Annotated in this window: 18 protein-coding genes; 8 read left to right on the top strand and 10 right to left on the bottom strand. The window is 61.7% G+C overall.

What is annotated here, in order from left to right; translation table 11 throughout:
* Positions 1-222: 222 nt before the first annotated feature.
* Entirely contained in the window at positions 223-636 is a 414-nt protein-coding gene (gene arfB, locus HX875_RS32020; RefSeq protein ID WP_177048942.1) for an alternative ribosome rescue aminoacyl-tRNA hydrolase ArfB, read from the top strand.
* Here arfB and HX875_RS32025 read toward each other — a convergent pair.
* Positions 633-1,832: an MFS transporter gene (locus tag HX875_RS32025; RefSeq protein ID WP_177048943.1), complete on the bottom strand. Its 1,200-nt coding sequence runs from the start codon at positions 1,830-1,832 to the stop codon at positions 633-635. The two genes, arfB and HX875_RS32025, sit on opposite strands and share 4 nt — an antisense overlap.
* 85 nt (positions 1,833-1,917) lie before the next feature.
* Entirely contained in the window at positions 1,918-2,091 is a 174-nt protein-coding gene (locus tag HX875_RS32030) for a hypothetical protein (RefSeq protein WP_177048944.1), read from the bottom strand.
* 26 nt (positions 2,092-2,117) lie between these two features.
* Between HX875_RS32030 and HX875_RS32035 the strand changes: the two genes are divergently transcribed.
* Positions 2,118-2,438 (top strand): hypothetical protein, encoded by a 321-nt coding sequence (locus tag HX875_RS32035; RefSeq protein ID WP_177048945.1) that lies wholly within the window; start codon positions 2,118-2,120, stop codon positions 2,436-2,438.
* 218 nt (positions 2,439-2,656) lie between these two features.
* Entirely contained in the window at positions 2,657-3,931 is a 1,275-nt protein-coding gene (locus HX875_RS32040) for an MFS transporter (protein ID WP_177048962.1), read from the top strand.
* Here HX875_RS32040 and HX875_RS32045 read toward each other — a convergent pair.
* The gene (locus HX875_RS32045; RefSeq protein WP_177048946.1) at positions 3,928-4,512 is read right to left on the bottom strand and encodes an HD domain-containing protein; all 585 of its coding nucleotides are present in this window, start codon (positions 4,510-4,512) and stop codon (positions 3,928-3,930) included. The two genes, HX875_RS32040 and HX875_RS32045, sit on opposite strands and share 4 nt — an antisense overlap.
* A gap of 33 nt (positions 4,513-4,545) precedes the next feature.
* The gene (locus HX875_RS32050; RefSeq protein WP_177048947.1) at positions 4,546-4,857 is read right to left on the bottom strand and encodes a DUF962 domain-containing protein; all 312 of its coding nucleotides are present in this window, start codon (positions 4,855-4,857) and stop codon (positions 4,546-4,548) included.
* Positions 4,858-5,018: 161 nt separating this feature from the next.
* Between HX875_RS32050 and HX875_RS32055 the strand changes: the two genes are divergently transcribed.
* A complete protein-coding gene (locus HX875_RS32055) occupies positions 5,019-6,074 on the top strand; it encodes an AraC family transcriptional regulator (protein WP_010169878.1) in 1,056 nt (351 codons plus the stop codon).
* On the opposite strand, the gene HX875_RS32060 is transcribed toward HX875_RS32055, so the two are convergent.
* From HX875_RS32060 to HX875_RS32085, 6 genes are all read right to left on the bottom strand, one after another.
* Complete coding sequence (locus HX875_RS32060) at positions 6,031-7,485, bottom strand: TrkH family potassium uptake protein (RefSeq protein WP_177048948.1); 1,455 nt, start codon at positions 7,483-7,485, stop codon at positions 6,031-6,033. The genes HX875_RS32055 and HX875_RS32060 overlap by 44 nt on opposite strands.
* 287 nt (positions 7,486-7,772) lie before the next feature.
* Positions 7,773-9,110, bottom strand: coding sequence for an imelysin family protein (locus tag HX875_RS32065; RefSeq protein WP_177048949.1), 1,338 nt, complete (start codon positions 9,108-9,110; stop codon positions 7,773-7,775).
* Positions 9,111-9,272: 162 nt separating this feature from the next.
* Complete coding sequence (locus tag HX875_RS32070; protein WP_177048950.1) at positions 9,273-11,324, bottom strand: putative bifunctional diguanylate cyclase/phosphodiesterase; 2,052 nt, start codon at positions 11,322-11,324, stop codon at positions 9,273-9,275.
* Between the two features lie 544 nt (positions 11,325-11,868).
* Entirely contained in the window at positions 11,869-12,465 is a 597-nt protein-coding gene (locus HX875_RS32075) for a superoxide dismutase (protein WP_003212997.1), read from the bottom strand.
* 175 nt (positions 12,466-12,640) lie between these two features.
* On the bottom strand, positions 12,641-13,243 hold the full coding sequence (locus HX875_RS32080) for a LysE/ArgO family amino acid transporter (protein ID WP_177048951.1): 603 nt from the start codon (positions 13,241-13,243) through the stop codon (positions 12,641-12,643).
* A gap of 5 nt (positions 13,244-13,248) precedes the next feature.
* Positions 13,249-13,650, bottom strand: coding sequence for an ACT domain-containing protein (locus HX875_RS32085; protein WP_177048952.1), 402 nt, complete (start codon positions 13,648-13,650; stop codon positions 13,249-13,251).
* A gap of 99 nt (positions 13,651-13,749) precedes the next feature.
* Here HX875_RS32085 and HX875_RS32090 point away from each other — a divergent pair, with 99 nt between their 5' ends.
* The 4 genes from HX875_RS32090 (at position 13,750) to HX875_RS32105 (ending at position 18,106) form a co-directional block, all read left to right on the top strand.
* Positions 13,750-14,643 (top strand): LysR family transcriptional regulator ArgP, encoded by an 894-nt coding sequence (locus HX875_RS32090; RefSeq protein ID WP_177048953.1) that lies wholly within the window; start codon positions 13,750-13,752, stop codon positions 14,641-14,643.
* A 52-nt stretch (positions 14,644-14,695) separates the two neighbouring features.
* Positions 14,696-15,694 carry an NAD-dependent epimerase/dehydratase family protein gene (locus HX875_RS32095; protein WP_177048954.1) on the top strand — a complete coding sequence of 333 codons (999 nt, stop codon included), beginning with the start codon at positions 14,696-14,698 and terminating at the stop codon, positions 15,692-15,694.
* Between the two features lie 117 nt (positions 15,695-15,811).
* Entirely contained in the window at positions 15,812-16,618 is an 807-nt protein-coding gene (locus tag HX875_RS32100) for an ATPase (RefSeq protein ID WP_177048955.1), read from the top strand.
* Positions 16,619-16,846: 228 nt separating this feature from the next.
* The gene (locus tag HX875_RS32105) at positions 16,847-18,106 is read left to right on the top strand and encodes a D-mannose isomerase (RefSeq protein WP_177048956.1); all 1,260 of its coding nucleotides are present in this window, start codon (positions 16,847-16,849) and stop codon (positions 18,104-18,106) included.
* Positions 18,107-18,190: the final 84 nt, after the last annotated feature.

An 18,190-nucleotide genomic window follows, 5' to 3' on the forward strand; every position in this document is an offset into this window, starting at 1 on the left:
AGGGCACACCGAGCCTAGGCGAGGTGCCGAGTGGTGGGGCAAGAGCGTTTTGCTTACTTTTGACTGGGCCGGCATTCCGGCTTTTCAAAAGTGAGCCGCTGTAAGAGCGGAACCAATATCAGCCGTTACCTAAATAACGGATATGCCCTCGGTGTCCAGAAGCCCAGAAGCCCACCACATTGGCGTATCCTTATCCACCACCCCCAAGGCCCAACCAAAAAAATGCTGGAGATTTCCAACAACGTGCACCTCCCCGACGCCGAGATCGAGTTGACGGCCATCCGCGCCCAAGGCGCCGGCGGTCAAAACGTCAACAAAGTCTCCAGCGCCGTGCACCTGCGTTTCGACATCCCGGCCTCGTCCCTGCCTGATTTCTACAAGGAACGCCTGCTGGCCCTGCGCGACAGCCGCATCACCAGCGAAGGCGTGCTGATCCTCAAGGCCCAGCAATACCGAACCCAGGAACAGAACCGCGCCGACGCCCTCGAGCGTTTGGTCGAGCTGATCCAGAGCGCCACCAAGGTCGAAAAGAAACGCCGCCCGACCAAACCCACCCTGGGCTCAAAAAAGCGCCGCCTCGAATCCAAGACCAAACGCGGCAGCATCAAGGCCGGCCGCGGCAAGGTCGACTTCTAGCTCGCCTGCCGCTCTTCGCGATACTTCGGCGCCTGCCGGTACAGGTACAGGCTCAACAGCAACCCGCCAAACGCCGCGATCGCCGCAAACAGGAAGATCGAGGCAAACCCGAACCCCGCCGCAATCGCCCCAGCCAACGGCCCGGTGATCCCCAGCGACAAGTCGATAAACAGCGAGTACGCCCCCACCGCCGCACCCCGGCTCGAAGCGGGTACCAGGTTGACGGCCTCCACCCCCAACGCCGGAAACACCAGGGAAAACCCAAACCCGCTCAACGCCGCACCCGCCAATGCCAAATGAGGATCCGGCGCCAGCCACAGCAGCAGCAGGCCCAGGGTCTCTACCGACAAACAGGCAATCGCCACGCGAAACCCGCCAATCCGGTTGATCAAATTCCCGAACAACAACCGCGCCCCGATAAAGCTGGCACCGAACAGGCTCAGGCACAGTACGGCGTTATCCCAGTGCTGGGTCGCGTAATACAAGGTGATGAAGGTGGCGATGGTGCCAAACCCGATCGAGCCCAGCGCCAGCCCGCAACCGTGGGGCAGCACGCGCCCCAGCACATGCATGAACGGCAAGCGCTCGCCCACCACGATCGGCGCGGCGACTTTCGGCCAGGCCAGCACCAGGCCCAGCACTGCCAGCAGGATGATGCTGACGCCCATGCTCCACAGCCCGAAATGACTCACCAGCAACACCCCCAGCGGCGCGCCGATGGCCAGGGCGCCATAGCTGGCGATGCCGTTCCAGGAGATGACCTTGGCGGTGTTCGCCGCGCCCACCCGGCCAATGCCCCAGCCGATGGAGCCCGAGCCCACCAGGCTTTCGGCGCTGCCCAGCACCAGGCGGCCGATCAGCAGGCTGGTGAGGCTCAACGCCGGCAGGTGCGATAACCACGCCGAGAGCAACATGAACACGCCGCTCAACCCGCAACCCGCCAGGCCGTACATGACGGCGCGCTTGCTGCCGCGGTTATCGATGATGCGCCCGGCATAGGGCCGGCTCAGCAGGGTGGCCAGGTATTGCACGCTGATCACCAGGCCCGCGATCACGGCGCCAAAGCCCAGGTCGCTGTGCACATAGCCCGGTAATACGGCCAGGGGAATGCCGATATTCAGGTAGCCGATGAAGGTGAATAGAACGATGGAAACGACTTGCAGCGTGACCGCCATGGGGCGCTGGGTATCTGGCATGGGAGAGGTCCACTGTCGCAGCAGGAAAAGATAGGCTGCTTATGATACCGATGCTGGGCGCGCGCGGGGGCAGCAAACCAAATTTTTAGCGATCGGCGGGGTTGAGCAGTTGCGTGGTGACCAGCGCGGCGAGGGCGTTTTCCTGGGTGCCGAAGCGCTTGAGCAGGAGTGCCTGTTTTTCCGGGGTGAGGCGGTTCCACACCTCGACCATCTGCAGGGCAGTGTCGAGCACGGCGGTATCGGGGGTGGTGTCGGTCATGGCAGGGCTCACGGTGTTCAGGCGGTGTGGAAAGCGCGCAATGTCACGCTTTCCACACGGTCTGGGTACGGCACTCAGTCTGCGCTTTTGCGGTCGACCGGTTTTGCCTCTTTTGGCTCGGGCTTGCTGGCACCGGCCTGTTGCGGGGTTGGCTGCTCAGTTTCGCGCAGGCTTGGGAAGGGGAGATTAGGGATTTCGTGCATCGTCGTCGCTCCTCGCAAGATCTGTTTTATCAATCGCAGGTGATTCCGCGCTTTCAAAAAGCTTGTGCAGGATACAGCACTGTAAATGACAGAAAGATTTTATCTCCAAAAATGAACACCTCTTCATTCCCCTCGCGCAAGTGACATGGCGCCACACAGGTTCCATTGTCGTCGTACAACATCGCCTCTAACGGATTGACATCGTGGCATGGACTGAATATAACGCTAACAGTTGTATGACGACATATGACGTTACAGTTTTATAGCGCCCGTAATACGGATGCGCTCGGTCGCAGAACGTACGCCTCAAATCTAAAAATAATTAAGGTGAAGCGATGAAAATCAAAGGCATCCGTTGGTGGATGGTCGGGCTGATGACGGTCGGCCTGATTATTAACTACCTGGCCCGCAACACGCTCTCCGTCGCAGCCCCCACGCTGATGACCGACCTGAGCATCTCCACTGAGCAGTATTCCCACATCGTGGTTGCCTGGCAGGTGTGCTACGCCTTGATGCAGCCGATCGCCGGTTATGTGATCGACGCCATCGGCACCAAGATGGGCTTTGCGATCTTTGCCATTTCCTGGTCGGTGGTGTGCGCGCTGGCCGCGTTTGCCACCGGTTGGCAGAGCCTGGCGGTGGCCCGTGGCGCGCTGGGGCTGACGGAGTCGGCGGGTTTCCCCGGCGGCGTCAAGGCGATTACCGAGTGGTTCCCGGCCAAGGAGCGCTCCGTCGCCATCGGCTGGTTCAACTTTGGTTCGTCGTTTGGTGCCTTGCTGGCGCCGCCGCTGGTGGTCTGGGCGATTTTGCACAGCGGCTGGCAGTTGGCGTTCCTGATCGTCGGTGGCATCGGCCTGGTGTGGAGCGGGTTGTGGCTGCTGTTGTACAAACACCCGCGTGACCAGCGCCTGCTGGCCCAGGCCGAGCGTGAGTACATCGAAGCCGGCCAGGAGACTCACCTGAAGGACGGCGTGCAGAAGAAAGCCAGCTGGAAGCGCATCCTCAAGAGCCGCAACTTTTTCGCCATCGCCTCGGCGCGCATGCTCTCGGAACCGGCCTGGCAGACCTTCAACGCCTGGATTCCGCTGTACCTGATGACCGAGCGGCACATGAACATCAAGGAAATGGCGCTGTTCGCCTGGCTGCCGTTCCTTGCCGCCGACATCGGCTGCGTGCTGGGTGGCTACCTGAGCCCGCTGTTCCATCGCTACTTCAAGGTCTCGCTGTTCAACTCGCGCAAGCTGGTGATGCTGTTTGGTTGCCTGTGCATGATCGGCCCGGCGTGTATCGGCCTGGTGGACAGCGCCTACACCGCGATTGCCTTGCTGTGCGTCGGCGGGTTCGCCCACCAGACCTTGTCGGGGGCGCTGTTTTCCATTGCCTCGGACTCATTTGGCAAGAACGACGTGGCCACCGCCACCGGTGGCGGGCAGATGTGCGGGTTTATCGGGGCCGCGGCGTTTACCGCGGTGTTCGGGGTGCTGGTGACCAAGGTTGGCTACAGCCCGCTGTTTGTGGTGCTGGCGATCTTCGACATCATCGCCGCCATCGTCATCCTGACCGTTGCCCGGGAGATTGTTAAAGGCCCGGAGCCGACGGTCCAAGCCGGTCATGGCGGCAAGCTGCTGCCGGTTTAACCCTGGCGTTCCATCGCCGCCTTGTAGAGCGAATTCTTCGGCTGGGCAAACACCCGCGCCAGCATTGGTTCGAAGAAGCTCAGCGGCAGGGTGTCGTAGGCCGGATCGAACGCTGCCGCATCGTACTTCGCGCAGAACTCGATGGTTTGCCGGTACTGCGGATGGTCGCCAAATTGCTCGCGCAGGTGGCGGTCCATCCCCAGGTGATGGAAGAAGTAGTAGCCCTGGAAGATCCCGTGCTTTTCCACCATCCACAGGTTCTCGGGGCTCACAAACGGCTTGAGGATCGCGGCGGCGATGTCCGGGTGGTTGTACGAGCCCAGGGTGTCGCCGATGTCATGGAGCAGGGCGCACACCACATATTCTTCATCGCGCCCGTCGTGCCAGGCACGGCTGGCGGTTTGCAGCGAGTGGGTCAGGCGGTCCACCGGGAAGCCACCGAAGTCGCCCTCCAGCAACCGCAGGTGCGCGAGGATCCGGCCGGGCAATTGCCGGGCGTAGGCGCTGAAGTCCTTGGCAATGATCGCCCAGTCTTCCTGGGTGCCATCCTGCATATGGGTGAAACGGGCCTGCTGGTTCATCAAAGCCTCTCTTATTGTTCTTGAAGCGCCGGGCTAGAACGGCACTTTGCCGAGGATCATGTCGCGGTACATCACAAAATCCCCCAACAGGCTGTAGAGCGGATGCTGGAAAGTCGCCGGGCGATTCTTTTCAAAGAAGAAATGGCCAATCCAGGCAAAGCTGTAGCCCGCCACCGGCAGTGCCAGCAGCAGCCACCAGGCGCCTTTGCCAATCGCGAGGGCGAGGATGAAGATCACAAGGCTGGTGCCGATAAAGTGCAGACGACGGCAGGTGCTGTTGCCGTGCTCACTCAGGTAATACGGGTAGAAATCAGCGAAGCTATTGAATTGCCTGACATTTTCCACGGTGATCGGCCCTCTGATTATTGTTCTGCCCGACAGATGTTCGGCGGGGAGCTTATTTGAGTCTAGAGTCATCAGTGGTAACAGCCAGTGACAATAGATGCCACTTTAGTATCCTTCGGATTCCTGGCTGTCGTTTCAGCCTTCCTTGTTAAGAAAACGCCATGAGCGAACGAACGACTTCTGCAAGCTGGGCGATGGGGATAGTCAAGGCGCTGGAGATGGACGGCCTGGATTGCCGTGCCTTGTTCAAGCAGCTCGGCCTGGATTACGCCGCGCTGAACGACCCCGATGCGCGTTTCCCCCAGGACTCCATGACCCGGCTCTGGCAGCGCGCGGTAGAGCTGTCGGGCAACCCGGCGATTGGCCTGAACATGGGCAAGGTGGTACGCCCGGCGTCGTTTCATGTGGCCGGCTATGCCTTGATGTCCAGCAACACCCTCGCCGAAGGTTTTATGCGGCTGGTGCGTTATCAGCGGATCATTGCAGAAAGTGCCGACCTGAGTTTCCGACTGTTACCCGAAGGCTATGCACTGATTCTGACGGTGCACGGCGACCACCTGCCGCCCACCCGCCAAAGCGCCGAAGCGTCCCTGGCCAGCGCCCTGGCGTTATGCGGCTGGCTGACCGGGCGCACGTTGCAGCCACGCAAGGTGCTGGTGCAGGGCGACCAGCCGGCGGACCTGGCACCCTATAAACAAGCCTTTCATGCACCGCTGGTGTTCAACGCGCCCTATGACGCGCTGATCTTCGAGCGGGCGGACATGGAAGCGCCGTTGCCTACGGCGAACGAGGCGATGGCGTTGCTGCATGATCGTTTTGCCGGGGAGTACCTGGCGCGGTTTTCCGAAAGCCGCGTGACCCACAAGGCGCGCCAGGTGCTGTGCCGGTTGCTGCCCCAGGGCGAGCCCAAGCGCGAGGTGGTTGCGCAGACGCTGCACCTGTCCCAGCGCACCTTGCAGCGCCGCTTGCAGGAGGAGGGCACCAGTTTCCAGACCCTGTTGGACGACACCCGCCGCGAACTGGCCGAGCAATACCTGGCGCAGCCGAGCATGACCCTGCTGGAGATTGCCTACCTGTTGGGGTTTGCCGACCCGAGCAACTTCTTCCGGGCATTCCGCCGCTGGTTCGATGCCACGCCCGGCGAGTACCGGGCGCGGTTGCAGGAGGCGCCCGTCAGTGACGCCAAAACGCCGGAATGCACAGCACAAACACCGTAATGATCTCCAGCCGGCCCAGCAGCATGCCCAGGGACAGGATCCACTTGGCGGCGTCCGGCAGGGTGGAGAAGTTGCCGGCCGGGCCGATGGTTTCCCCCAGGCCCGGGCCCACGCCGGACACGGTACTGGCGGCGCCGGTCAGCGCGGTCATCCAGTCCAGGCCCAGCAGCGACAGGGCCAGGGCGATGGCGCAGATGGTGATCGCGAAGAAAAACGAGAAGGTCAGGATCGAACGCACGATTTCTTCATCGAGGCGGTGGCCGTTGTACTTCTGCTTGATCACCGCCCGCGGGTGAATCAGCTGGTTCAAGTTGGCCTTGAGCAGGATGTAAGCCACCTGGAACCGGAAGATCTTGATGCCGCCGGCGGTGGAGCCGGAGCAACCGCCGACAAAGCCCAGATAAAAGAACAGCATCAGCGAGAAATTGCCCCAGATGCTGTAGTCCCCCAGCGCAAAGCCGGTGGTGGTCACCACTGAAGTGACGTTTACCGCCACGTGACGCAGCGCATCCAGCCAATGCAGGTCGGTGGTCCACCAGTACCAGGTGCCGAGCACCAGCCAGGTCACCAGCAGCAAACCGAGCAAGCCTTGCACCTGCTGGTCCTTGATCAGCGCCCGGCGGTTGCCACGCATCGTGGCCACATACAGGGTGAACGGCAGGCTGCCCATGATCATCACCACCACCGCCACCCAGTGCACCGCCGGCTGTTTCCAGTGGGCCAGGGACTCATCGGAGGTTGAAAAGCCGCCGGTAGAAATGGCTGACATGGCATGGTTGATCGCATCGAACAGACTCATCCCGGCCCACCAAAAGGCCAGGCTGCCCAGGATGGTGATGCCCACGTACGCCGCCACAATCAATCGCGCCACCATGTGCGAGCGGGGCATGACCTTTTCCGAGCGGTCCGAGGACTCGGTCTGGAACAGCCGCATGCCACCAATGCGCAGCAGCGGCAGGATCGCCACCGCCATGCCGATAAAGCCGATGCCACCCAGCCAGTGCAGCAGCGAGCGCCACATCAGGATGCCGGGCGACATGCTGTCCAGGCCGCTGAGCACCGTGGAGCCAGTGGCGGTGATGCCGGACATGCTTTCAAAGAACGAATCGGTGTAGCTGATGTGCTGGGTCAGCAGGAAGGGCAGTGCGGCAAAGATGCACACCACGACCCAGCTGGAGACCGTCAGCAAGTACATGTCCCGCGGGCGCAGGTGCACGTGTTCCGGGCGGCCGGGGATGACCAGGGCCAAGCCTGCCAGAAAGGTGATCAGGCTGGCCCAGAGAAATGAGGGCAGGTCTTGGGTGCGTTCGAAAATCACCAAGGTGGCCATTGGCACCACCATGGCGATCGCGAGGGTGATCAGGAAGATGCCGATAATGAAACCGATTATCCGTAAGGTCGGCAACGCCATGAGGTCCGCTCGGTGTGACAGGGAAAGGCGCCATTCTACCTGCGGTGCAGGGCAAGTAAACCGGGGGGCGATGATCCTGTGGCGAGGGAGCTTGCTCCCGTTGGACTGCGAAGCAGTCCTCAAACCTGCCGAGGCGTTTTTCTGGAAAGGTGCGGTGGCTTCACTGGGGCCGCTGCGCGGCCCAACGGGAGCAAGCTCCCTCGCCACAGGTAATGTGTTCGGCTTAAAGCGGTTTGGGAGGCACAAAAAAGGCGACCCGAAGGTCGCCTCTTTCAACTCGGCACTGATCAGAACTCGTGATCAGCGTTATCCGGGTTCAAGTCGCTGATGCCCAGCTTGCCAGCGGCCTGTTCGATCGAACCGGTCTGCTTCACCAGCGCGGCGATTGCATCACGCACGATCTGGTTGCCTTTATCGTTGCCGGCGGCGATCAGTTGGTCGTAGTGCTCACCATTGTTGGCGTGATCCACCATGACCTGGATCTTCGCTTCGGTCGACGCCAGGTCGGCCTTCAGTGTCGCATCGGCGGTCGGGTCCACCTTGGCCACCAGGGACGACAGGCTGGCGCCGGTCATTTTGGTGCCGTCGACGCGGGTGTACTCGCCCAGGTAAACGTTACGAATACCCTTGGCGTCATAGAAGTGCGAGTTGTGGGTGTTGTCGCTGAAGCAATCCTGTTCGTCTTCCGGCGAGTTGGCTTCCAGGGAAACCTTCATACGCTCACCGGCCAGTTCGCCCAGGGACAGGCTGCCCATGCCGAACAGCATTTTGCGCAGGCCATCGGTCGGCGCCTCGGCTTCCAGCGTGGCGCGGTAGTTGTCTTCGACGTTGGGCTTCCAGTTGCCGACCATTTCTTCCAGGTCGCTGACCAACAGTTGGGTCACGGCGCGCAGGTAGGTACGGCGACGCTCGTTGTTACCGCCAGTCGCGCCATCACCGGTCATGTAGTCCGACGCCGGGCGGTTGCCGGCGCCCGGGCCGGTGCCGTTCAGGTCCTGGCCCCAGAGCAGGAATTCGATCGCGTGGTAGCCGGTGGCAACGTTGGCCTCGGAACCGCCCAGCTCATTCAGGCTGGCGAGTTTTTCCGGGGTGATTTCTTTCACATCGACCTTGTCTTCGCCGACTTGAATCTCGGTGTTGGCGATGATGTTGGCGGTCGCGCCCGGGTTGCCCAGAGCGTGCTCGTAGGTCTTGTCGACGTAGTCGATCAGGCCTTCGTCCAGGGGCCAGGCGTTCACCTGGCCTTCCCAGTCGTCAATGATCGTGTTGCCGAAACGGAACACTTCACTCTGCAGGTACGGCACACGGGACGCGATCCAGGCGGTGCGGGCCGCTTTCAGGGTGTCGTCGTTCGGGTTGGCGAGGAAGGTGTCGATCGCGGTTTGCAGGGTTTTCGCGGTGGACTCGGCATCGCTGTACACCGCGAACACCATGTCAGCGTAATGCGCGACCACAGCCTTGGCGGCGGCCTCGTCAACCTGGCCTGCCGGGGCAGCCGCGGGGGCGGTAGTGCTGGCGGCGGCCGGGGCTTGAGGTGCGGCGGCCTTGTCTTTGCCTTCACCGCAACCGGCGAGGGAAATGGCAATGGCGAGAAGGCTGGCGGTGGCCAGGGGCATACGAATCATGGCGAACATCCTGCTTCGGTTGTTGATGGGGCACGCGGGGGGCGCGCAAAACTGCGACATAATGCGAAAGATTTGCATTTTGTGTAAAGGGTTATAAGTAGGAAATATTTAGTATCGATTTGCTGGCCGGCGGCGCGTGGGCTACCGCTGGCCAGCATGGCTTCAGAGAATGGCGGCGCTATTGCGCCTGGCCTGTTTCAAGTAGGCCACCAACTCCCGTGCCGGCAGGGGTTTGCTGTAGTGGTAACCCTGACCTTCGTGGCAGCCCTCGGAGATGATGTAGGCCTCCTGTTCGGCGGTCTCCACGCCTTCGGCGATCACCTGCATGCCGAGGCTTTTGCCGAGCTGGATGATCGCCCGCACGATGGTGGCATCGTCGTCGTCATCCAACAGGTCCTGGACGAAGCTCTTGTCGATCTTGATCTTGTCCAGCGGCAGGCTTTTCAGGTAGCTCAGGGACGAATAGCCGGTGCCGAAGTCATCAATGGCGATCAACGCCCCGGAGCGGCGCAGGCTCAGCAGGTGCTGGGCGGCGGTGCTGATGTCTTCCATCAGGCCGGTTTCGGTGACTTCCAGCTCCAGGCTGCGGGGCGGCAGGCGGTAGATTTGCAGCAGGTTATTGACCACCCGCGGCAGTTCGGCGTGGTGCAACTGCACCGTCGACAGGTTGACCGCCATGCGCAGCTCGGTGAATCCCAGGTCGTGCCATTCCCGCAGTTGTCGGCAGGCCTGGTCCAGTACCCATTCGCCGATGGCAATGATGGTGCCGTTCTGTTCCGCCAGGGGGATAAACAGGTCGGGCGGCACCAGGCCGTGTTCCGGGTGCTGCCAGCGAATCAAGGCTTCCACACCCACCACGCGGTGGTCGAGATAGCTGATCTGCGGCTGGTACACCAGGTAGAACTGTTCGCGGCTCAAGGCATCGCGCAAATCTTTTTCCAGCTCGCGGCGGCGGCGCATTTCGCTGTCGACGCTGGCGATATAGAACTGGTAGCGGTTGCGCGAGCGGCTCTTGGCCAGGGTCATGGTCTGTTCGGCTTTTTGCAGCAGCTTCTCGGTGCTGTCGCCGTCTTCTGGGAACAGGGTGATGCCGATGGTGGCGCGCAGGCGGATCTGTTCGTGATCGAGGGCAAACTCCGCTTCCAGGTCATCGAGGATGCTTTGCGCCAGCTCGGCAGCTTCATAAGGCTGCTCGATATCGGCCTGCACCAGGGCGAACTGGTCGCCACCCAGGCGGGCGAGGGCACCCAGGCGCCCGCTGTGGGCGCGCAGGCGGTCGGCCAGGGCCAACAGCAACTGGTCGCCAGCCTGGTAGGTGAACTGCTCGTTGACGCTTTTGAAGTCGTCCAGCCCCACACACAACACCGCGACCCTGCGCTGCCGGCGGCCGGCGTCGATCAGGATCTTGTCCAGTTGCTCCTGCAGCTTCTGGCGGTTCGGCAGGCCGGTGAGAAAGTCGTATTGGGCCATGCGCAACAGGCTGTTTTCCGCCTCATGGCGCAAATGCGTGTTGCGCTCGATGGATTCGAGCAACTGGTTGGCGGTGTTGATCCAGATCCCCAGTTCGTTTTTCTCGTGGCCCTTGAGTTGCGGGATCTTGTGCTCGCTGGGCCGGTCGGGGTTGATCGAACTCAGGTGCTCGATGATCCGCGACAGCGGCTTGGTCAGCAGCCAGTGATAGACCAGGTACAACACCAGGCCCATGGCCAGCGCCCGCAGCACACCGGAGATAAAAATGATCACGGAGCTGACGAGAAACCCTTTGCCATAGGTGGCGGTGTCGAGGGTGATGCTCAGGTCGCCGTAGTACTCGCTGTAAGGCCCGCGCCCCACCAGCGGCGTGGTGAAAGTGCGTTCCTGGCCCAGAATCAGGTCGGTGAGCCAGCGGGTGGGGGATTGTTGCAGGTCGCGGGTTTTTTCCGCGAGCATGGTTTCGTTGGGGTGGCCGATGGAAGCCATGCGCACCGCATCGTCCTGGAACAGGCCTTCGATGACCTGCATGCCCATTTCCCGGTCCAGGCTGTAGACGGCCTGGGTGGACGGGTCGCGAAACATGTCGAGGATGCGCTGGGCATCGCCGGCCACGGCCTGGCGCGTCTTGTAGGCATCAAAGACGATCTGCGCCGCGCTCAGTACCACGCCCACGGCCAATGCCGAAAGCAGTACCACCCGTAGCAACTTCACCGACAAGCTGTTTTTGAGTTCCAGCTTCAAAGGGTTATTCCTTGTTCCATGCGGGTAGCCTCAATATGCCATGAGTATTGGCAATCCCGTGATGGCAGTCAAAGGGACATTACGGCTTGTGGTGGTTTGGGTCGGGCGGGGGAATAGCGAGGCGGCTCAATCCAGCGGGCGATGGAGGTAAATACGCTGGTTTTTTTCGCTTCCCTGGATGCCAGGGAAGCGAATGCTGCGGTTCTTACGAGGTTGTTACCGGGTTCGAGTTGTCTTTCGAGCTGTTTGCCATTGATTGTGCAAGGGACATTCCCGCGTCCACAGCCATTCCTACGCCTGTCTTCACGGCGTCTATTGCCACCGGGGCGGCGGCTGCGATTATCGGTGCCGCTAATGCTGCTGCACCTGCTCCTGCGATTGCCATAGGTAAACTCTCCGACATCAATAAGAGGGAAATTCCTCCTGCCACCTGCGTGGTTATTTCTTGTCATCGAGTTCCATAGGTCTTCGCCGGTTGTTGCTGTTATGTCGCGCCCACAAAAAAGCCCGGCAATCGCCGGGCTCTTTCTACTGCAAGCGGTACTTAAGCGGTGAAGGTTTTGCCTTCGAACTGCTCAGCCACGAACTTCCAGTTGACCAGGTTCCAGAACGCTTCCACATACTTTGGACGCACGTTGCGGTAGTCGATGTAGTAAGCGTGTTCCCAGACGTCGCAGGTCAGCAGCGGGGTGTCGCCGCTGGTCAGCGGGTTGCCGGCGCCGATGGTGCTGGCCAGGGCCAGGGAACCGTCAGCCTTTTTCACCAGCCAGCCCCAACCGGAACCGAAGGTGCCGACGGACGTCTTGGTGAACTCTTCCTTGAACTTGTCGAACGAACCGAAGGCTGCGTTGATGGCCTCAGCCAGTGCGCCGGTAGGTTGGCCGCCAGCGTTTGGCGCCAGGCAGTTCCAGTAGAAGGTGTGGTTCCAGACCTGAGCGGCGTTGTTGAAGATGCCGCCCGAAGAAGACTTGACGATTTCTTCCAGGGTCTTGCCTTCGAACTCGGTGCCAGGCACCAGGTTGTTCAGGTTCACGACATAGGTGTTGTGGTGCTTGTCGTGGTGATACTCCAAGGTTTCCTTGGAAATGTGCGGCTGCAGGGCATCGTGTGCGTAGGGCAGCGGCGGCAATTCGAAAGCCATGATGATTCTCCTAATCAGGTCAGTTGCGGTGAGCGCAAGGCCGATCACGGGCGGCCAAACAAGCGCCGGGGAGTTTGTACTCTTTGCGGCGCAGGGGCTGGATCATAGCACCGGGGGTGCGGCAAAACCACGCAACAACTGTGTGGGATAGAGGTTCCAGAGCGTTTTGGAATATCTACGCTGCACTGATTAATTGATAGGCCACGCTGAACATCATGGCGGCTACCAGCAGGTCCAGAATCCGCCAGGTGGCGGGGCGCGCCAGCCACGGTGCCAGCCATGCGGCGCCGAGGGCCAGGGTCATGAACCACAGCAGTGACGCGCTGGCGGCACCGGCTACGTAAGCGCCCGGTTCGGTCTGCTGGGCACCGAGGGAGCCGATCAGCAGGACCGTGTCCAGATACACGTGGGGGTTGAGCAGGGTCACCGCCAGGGCGCTGAGCATCACGGCCTTCAGCGAGCGCACCTTGAGGTTCTCGCCCTGGCCCAGGCTCTGTCTCGAGCAGGCCCGGCGCAGGGCGAGGGTGCCGTACCACAACAGGAACGCTGCACCGCCCCAACGGGCAACCGCCAGCAGTATCGGGTTATGCGCCAGCACGGTCGCCAGGCCGAACACACCAGCGGCCACCAGGATCGCGTCGCACACTACGCACAATGCCGCCACGGGCAGGTGATGTTCACGGCGCAGGCTTTGTGCCAAAACAAAGGCGTTCTGGGTGCCGATGGCCATGATCAAACCAAAGGCCACCAGCAGGCCGTTCATATAGCTTTGCCACATAGGATTTACTCCGCGCCCGCCGCCAGTTGCCGCAACGCCGTCATGGCGCGCTCGGCATCGGCGCGGCCGACAAACAGGTGATCGTGGTAGTAGCCGGCAATCACGTTGCAACTGATGCCGGCCTTGCCCAGGGCCGTGGCGAACGCGGCAGTCAGGCCGACGGCCTCCAGGGCCGAATGCACGTTGAGGGTGATCCACGCCGCCACGTACTCGAAGGCCAGCCCGGCCTGTTCGGCCTGCTGGCGTTCGACGATCAGCGTCAGGCCTTCCTGCTCGCGGAAGCTGCCGATCACCTCGCATCCTTCGGGGATGCGGCTGTCGGCCAGGGTGCAGAACACGTAGTCGCCGTCGTTGAGCTGTGGGCTCATGCTGCGCAGCAGGGTTGCCAGGGCGGTTTCGCCAGCCATGTGGGAGATCCTTGAATAAGAAGAAGCGATGCTGGCTATTCTCCGGTGCAAGGCTGTATAAGAAAAACCAATATTGCTGATCGCTCATTAGGAAAACTGATGTTCGACTATAAATTGCTTTCCGCCCTGGCGGCGGTGGTGGAGCAGGCCGGCTTTGAGCGGGGCGCCCAAGTGCTGGGAATCTCGCAATCGGCCATTTCCCAGCGCATCAAGCTGCTGGAAGCACGCGTCGGCCAACCGGTGCTGGTCCGTGCCTCGCCGCCGACGCCCACCGAAATCGGCCGCCGCCTGCTCAACCACGTGCAACAGGTGCGGCTGCTGGAGCGCGACCTGCAAAGCCAGGTGCCCGCGCTGGATGAAGAGGGCATGCCCGAGCGCCTGCGTATCGCCTTGAATGCCGACAGCCTGGCCACCTGGTGGGCCGAAGCCGTCAGCGACTTCTGCGCCGAGCAGCACCTGCTGCTGGACCTGGTGGTAGAAGACCAGACCGTGGGCCTCAAACGCATGCGCGCCGGCGAGGTGGCGGCCTGCATCTGCGCCAGCGAACGCCCGGTGGCCGGCGCCCGCAGCCTGTTGCTCGGTGCCATGCGTTACCGGGCGCTGGCCAGCCCGGCTTTTGTTGCGCGGCACTTTCCCGAGGGCGTACGTGCCGATCAACTCGCCCGCACCCCGGCACTGGTGTTCGGCCCGGATGATTTCCTGCAGCATCGCTACCTGGCGTCCCTGGGCGTGGACGGTGGTTTCGAACACCATTTATGCCCATCGTCCGAAGGCTTTATCCGCCTGACGGAAGCCGGATTGGGCTGGGGCCTGGTGCCTGAATTACAGGTGCGCGATCAATTGGAAAGGGGCGTGCTGGTTGAGTTATTGCCAGATAAGCCGATCGATGTGCCGCTGTACTGGCATCATTGGCGCAGTGGTGGACAATTGCTGGGCTTGTTGACGGACCATCTGGCGCAAACAACGGGGCAATGGTTGGTGCCGTTGGAGTGATGGCCAGCGTCAAGGCAACAGCGATGAAAAACGAAAGAATGCGGAGTAAGTCATGAAAATTCTGGTCACCGGCGCAAGCGGCTTCATTGGCGGGCGTTTTGCGCGTTTCGCCCTGGAGCAGGGCCTGGACGTGCGGGTCAACGGGCGGCGGGCCGAAGGTGTGGAGCACCTGGTGCGGCGCGGCGCCGAGTTTATCCAGGGTGATTTGAATGATCCGGACCTGGTGCGCGAGTTGTGCCGCGACGTCGAGGCCGTGGTGCATTGCGCCGGGGCCGTGGGGCTGTGGGGGCGTTACCAGGATTTCCATCAGGGCAATGTGCTGGTCACCGAGAACGTGGTGGAAGCCTGCCTGAAGCAGCGGGTCGGGCGCCTGGTGCACCTGTCGTCACCCTCGATCTATTTCGATGGCCGCGACCACCTGGGGCTGACTGAAGAGCAAGTGCCCAAGCGCTTCAAGCATCCGTACGCGGCCACCAAATACCTGGCGGAACAAAAGGTGTTCGGTGCCCAGGAATTCGGCCTCGAAGTGCTGGCCCTGCGCCCGCGCTTCGTCACGGGCGCCGGTGACATGAGCATCTTCCCGCGCCTGTTGAAAATGCAGCGCAAGAACCGTCTGGCGATCGTCGGCGATGGCCTGAACAAGGTCGATTTCACCAGCGTGCACAACCTCAATGAAGCCCTGCTCAGCGGTTTGCTGGCGACGGGCTCGGCGCTGGGCAAGGCCTATAACATCAGCAACGGCACCCCGGTGCCGGTGTGGGATGTGGTGAACTACGTGATGCGCCAGATGGACATGCCCCAGGTCACGCGTTACCGGTCCTACGGCCTGTCCTACAGTGTTGCGGCGCTGAACGAAGCCTTCTGTGCCCTGTGGCCAGGGCGTCCGGAACCCGCCTTGTCACGGCTGGGCATGCAGGTAATGAACAAAGATTTCACCCTCGACATCACCCGCGCACGGCATTATCTCGACTACCAGCCCAAGGTCAGCTTGTGGGCGGCCCTCGACGAGTTTTGCAGTTGGTGGAAAGCCCAGGACGTGGGGCTTAAATAACCGGCAACACACCGGGAACCGAATTTGCGACCCAGGGTCGATCAGTGCGGCAGGCCGGGGTTTATACTCCGGCGCTTGGCTATCCATATGCCACCTCAAAGGTTTGAAGGTTGATTCATGCGTAACGATGCTAACGACGACTTTGACAATGTTCCCAGCCTGCGGGCTGATACCTCGGACGACGATGATTTCGAGCCTTCACCGGCCACGTCCGTGCGCTCCCGGCCAGCGCCGGTTGTCAAGGTCAAGAGCGCCAGTACCGGGCCATTGTGGGCATTGGTCGGCGCGTTGCTGTTCGCCTTCGCAGGCCTTGCCTGGTGGAGCTTCCAGCAGATTTCCCTGATGGGCCAGCAACTGGTGGCGACCCAGGAAAGCTTCGCACGCATCAGTGAGGAAGCGGCGGGGCGCCTGCAGGACATTTCCGGCAAGGTGGTGGCCAGCGAGGCCAGTGTGAACAACGGCAGTGAGGCCCTGAAACTGCAGATCAAGCAGCTGGAAACCCAGTTGCTGGAGCAGGGCAAGCAGCAGCTGGGTGTGGCCGGCCAGGCGACTGACCTCGATAAACGCCTTGAGCAGATGACCGCCAGCACCACCCAACTGGCCGGCGCCAATGCGCAATTGCAAGGCCAGGTCCAGGCGTTGACGGACGCCGTGGCAACCCTCAAGTCCCGGGATACCGAGTTCAAGGAGCTTTCCGCCGACGTCGCCGCGCTGAAAAAGCAGGGCAACCCTGCGGCCGCGATTGCCCGCCTGGAGCAGGACCTCGTGGTGCTCAAGAGCGAACAGGACAGCCGTCCGGCCGCCTCCGACGGCCCGTCCACCAAGGAGTTCGACGTGTTCCGCATCCAGACCACGCGCAACGTCACCACCTTGCAGAGCCAGGTGCAGAACCTGCAGCAGCAGATCAACCAGCCGAAGCCGTAAGCCCGTCCCGTAGGAGCAAGCTTGCTCGCGAAGGTCGTTAACGATGACGTGTTTATTTTGAATAAACGGGTTGTTTTGGCGTTCTACGCGAGCAAGCTCGGCTCCTACACAGGAAGAGGCACAATCAATGTCACCATCCGGTGACATTTCCCACCTCCTTCGTTACTTGCCCTCGCCCCGCCCTTGTTTAGACTCCGGGCATCCCGCACATAATAAAAAGGGCTGATCATGACCACGCAACCACTGCCTGCCAGTAGTTGGCTTAACGCACCTGCCCATCACGCCTGGCTTGCCACTGAAGGCCAGCGCCTGCTGTCATTCGCCAAGGCTTCCAGGCTGCCTGAAGGCTTCGGCAACCTCGACGACCACGGCGTCTTGCCGCCCGATGCCGTCGCCGAAACCATGAACACTGCCCGCATGACCCACAGCTTCGCCATGGCCCACGGCCTCGGTTTGCCCGGTTACGCCGAGCTGGTGGAGCACGGGGTTGCCGCCCTCAGCGGCCCGTTGCGCGATGCCCGGCACGGCGGCTGGTTCGCCAAGCCGAATGCCTGCGATGGCAACACCGGCAAGGCCGCCTACCTGCACGCCTTTGTGGCCCTGGCGGCCAGCTCGGCGGTAGTGGCCGGCGCTCCCGGCGCGCAAACCTTACTCAACGACGCCACTCACATCATCGACCAGTACTTCTGGAGCGAAGAGGAGGGCGCGATGCTCGAATCCTTTGCCCAGGACTGGAGCGGCCTGGAAGCCTATCGCGGTGCCAACAGCAATATGCACGCCACCGAGGCGTTCCTGGCCCTGGCCGATGTCACCGGCGAAACCCGCTGGCTGGACCGGGCACTGCGCATCGTCGAGCGAATTATTCACACCCATGCGGCGGAAAACCGGGACGTGGTGATCGAGCATTTCGACAGCCACTGGCAACCCCTGCGCGGTTACAACGAAGACAACCCGGCCGATGGCTTTCGCCCTTACGGGATCACCCCCGGCCACGGCTTCGAATGGGCGCGGCTGGTATTGCACCTTGAGGCCGCGCGCCTGGACGCCGGCCTCGTCACCCCTGACTGGTTGTTGACCGACGCCAAGGGCCTGTTCGCCAGCGCCTGCGAATATGCCTGGGCCGTCGACGGCGCGCCCGGCATTGTCTACACCCTCGACTGGAGCCAGCGCCCAGTGGTGCGCGAGCGCCTGCACTGGACCCATTGCGAAGCCAGCGCCGCTGCCCAGGCGCTGCTCAAACGCACGGGAGAACTGCATTACGAAACCTGGTACCGGCGCTTCTGGGAGTTCTGTGAAAGCCATTTCATCGACCGAACCCACGGCAGCTGGCACCACGAACTGAGCCCGAAAAACCAGCCCAGCAGCAAGATCTGGGGTGGCAAGCCGGACCTCTATCATGCCTGGCAGTCTGTATTGCTGCCGGGTCTACCCTTGTCACCCAGCATGGCCAGTGCCGTGGCCGCCGGGCGTTATGTCACCAAGTGGTGACATTTTGGCGTCCCTTTGTTACCTGCACCTGAAAAATCCCTGTTTAAACTCGTTTGCAGCGCAAGCACCGACTTGCATGCATAA

Origin of the sequence: Pseudomonas yamanorum, assembly GCF_013386765.1 — a bacterium.
Classification (GTDB): domain Bacteria; phylum Pseudomonadota; class Gammaproteobacteria; order Pseudomonadales; family Pseudomonadaceae; genus Aquipseudomonas; species Aquipseudomonas yamanorum_A.

Excerpts from the sequence above, each read along its gene's own strand:
- HX875_RS32065 (WP_177048949.1), bottom strand. The coding sequence starts at position 9,110 with ATGATTCGTATGCCCCTGGCCACCGCCAGCCTTCTCGCCATTGCCATT.
- HX875_RS32040 (WP_177048962.1), top strand. The coding sequence starts at position 2,657 with ATGGTCGGGCTGATGACGGTCGGCCTGATTATTAACTACCTGGCCCGC.
- HX875_RS32105 (WP_177048956.1), top strand. The coding sequence starts at position 16,847 with ATGACCACGCAACCACTGCCTGCCAGTAGTTGGCTTAACGCACCTGCC.
- HX875_RS32060 (WP_177048948.1), bottom strand. The coding sequence starts at position 7,485 with ATGGCGTTGCCGACCTTACGGATAATCGGTTTCATTATCGGCATCTTC.
- HX875_RS32030 (WP_177048944.1), bottom strand. The coding sequence starts at position 2,091 with ATGACCGACACCACCCCCGATACCGCCGTGCTCGACACTGCCCTGCAG.
- HX875_RS32100 (WP_177048955.1), top strand. The coding sequence starts at position 15,812 with ATGCGTAACGATGCTAACGACGACTTTGACAATGTTCCCAGCCTGCGG.
- HX875_RS32045 (WP_177048946.1), bottom strand. The coding sequence starts at position 4,512 with ATGAACCAGCAGGCCCGTTTCACCCATATGCAGGATGGCACCCAGGAA.
- HX875_RS32090 (WP_177048953.1), top strand. The coding sequence starts at position 13,750 with ATGTTCGACTATAAATTGCTTTCCGCCCTGGCGGCGGTGGTGGAGCAG.
- HX875_RS32025 (WP_177048943.1), bottom strand. The coding sequence starts at position 1,832 with ATGCCAGATACCCAGCGCCCCATGGCGGTCACGCTGCAAGTCGTTTCC.
- HX875_RS32095 (WP_177048954.1), top strand. The coding sequence starts at position 14,696 with ATGAAAATTCTGGTCACCGGCGCAAGCGGCTTCATTGGCGGGCGTTTT.
- HX875_RS32080 (WP_177048951.1), bottom strand. The coding sequence starts at position 13,243 with ATGTGGCAAAGCTATATGAACGGCCTGCTGGTGGCCTTTGGTTTGATC.
- HX875_RS32075 (WP_003212997.1), bottom strand. The coding sequence starts at position 12,465 with ATGGCTTTCGAATTGCCGCCGCTGCCCTACGCACACGATGCCCTGCAG.
- HX875_RS32055 (WP_010169878.1), top strand. The coding sequence starts at position 5,019 with ATGAGCGAACGAACGACTTCTGCAAGCTGGGCGATGGGGATAGTCAAG.
- arfB (WP_177048942.1), top strand. The coding sequence starts at position 223 with ATGCTGGAGATTTCCAACAACGTGCACCTCCCCGACGCCGAGATCGAG.
- HX875_RS32085 (WP_177048952.1), bottom strand. The coding sequence starts at position 13,650 with ATGGCTGGCGAAACCGCCCTGGCAACCCTGCTGCGCAGCATGAGCCCA.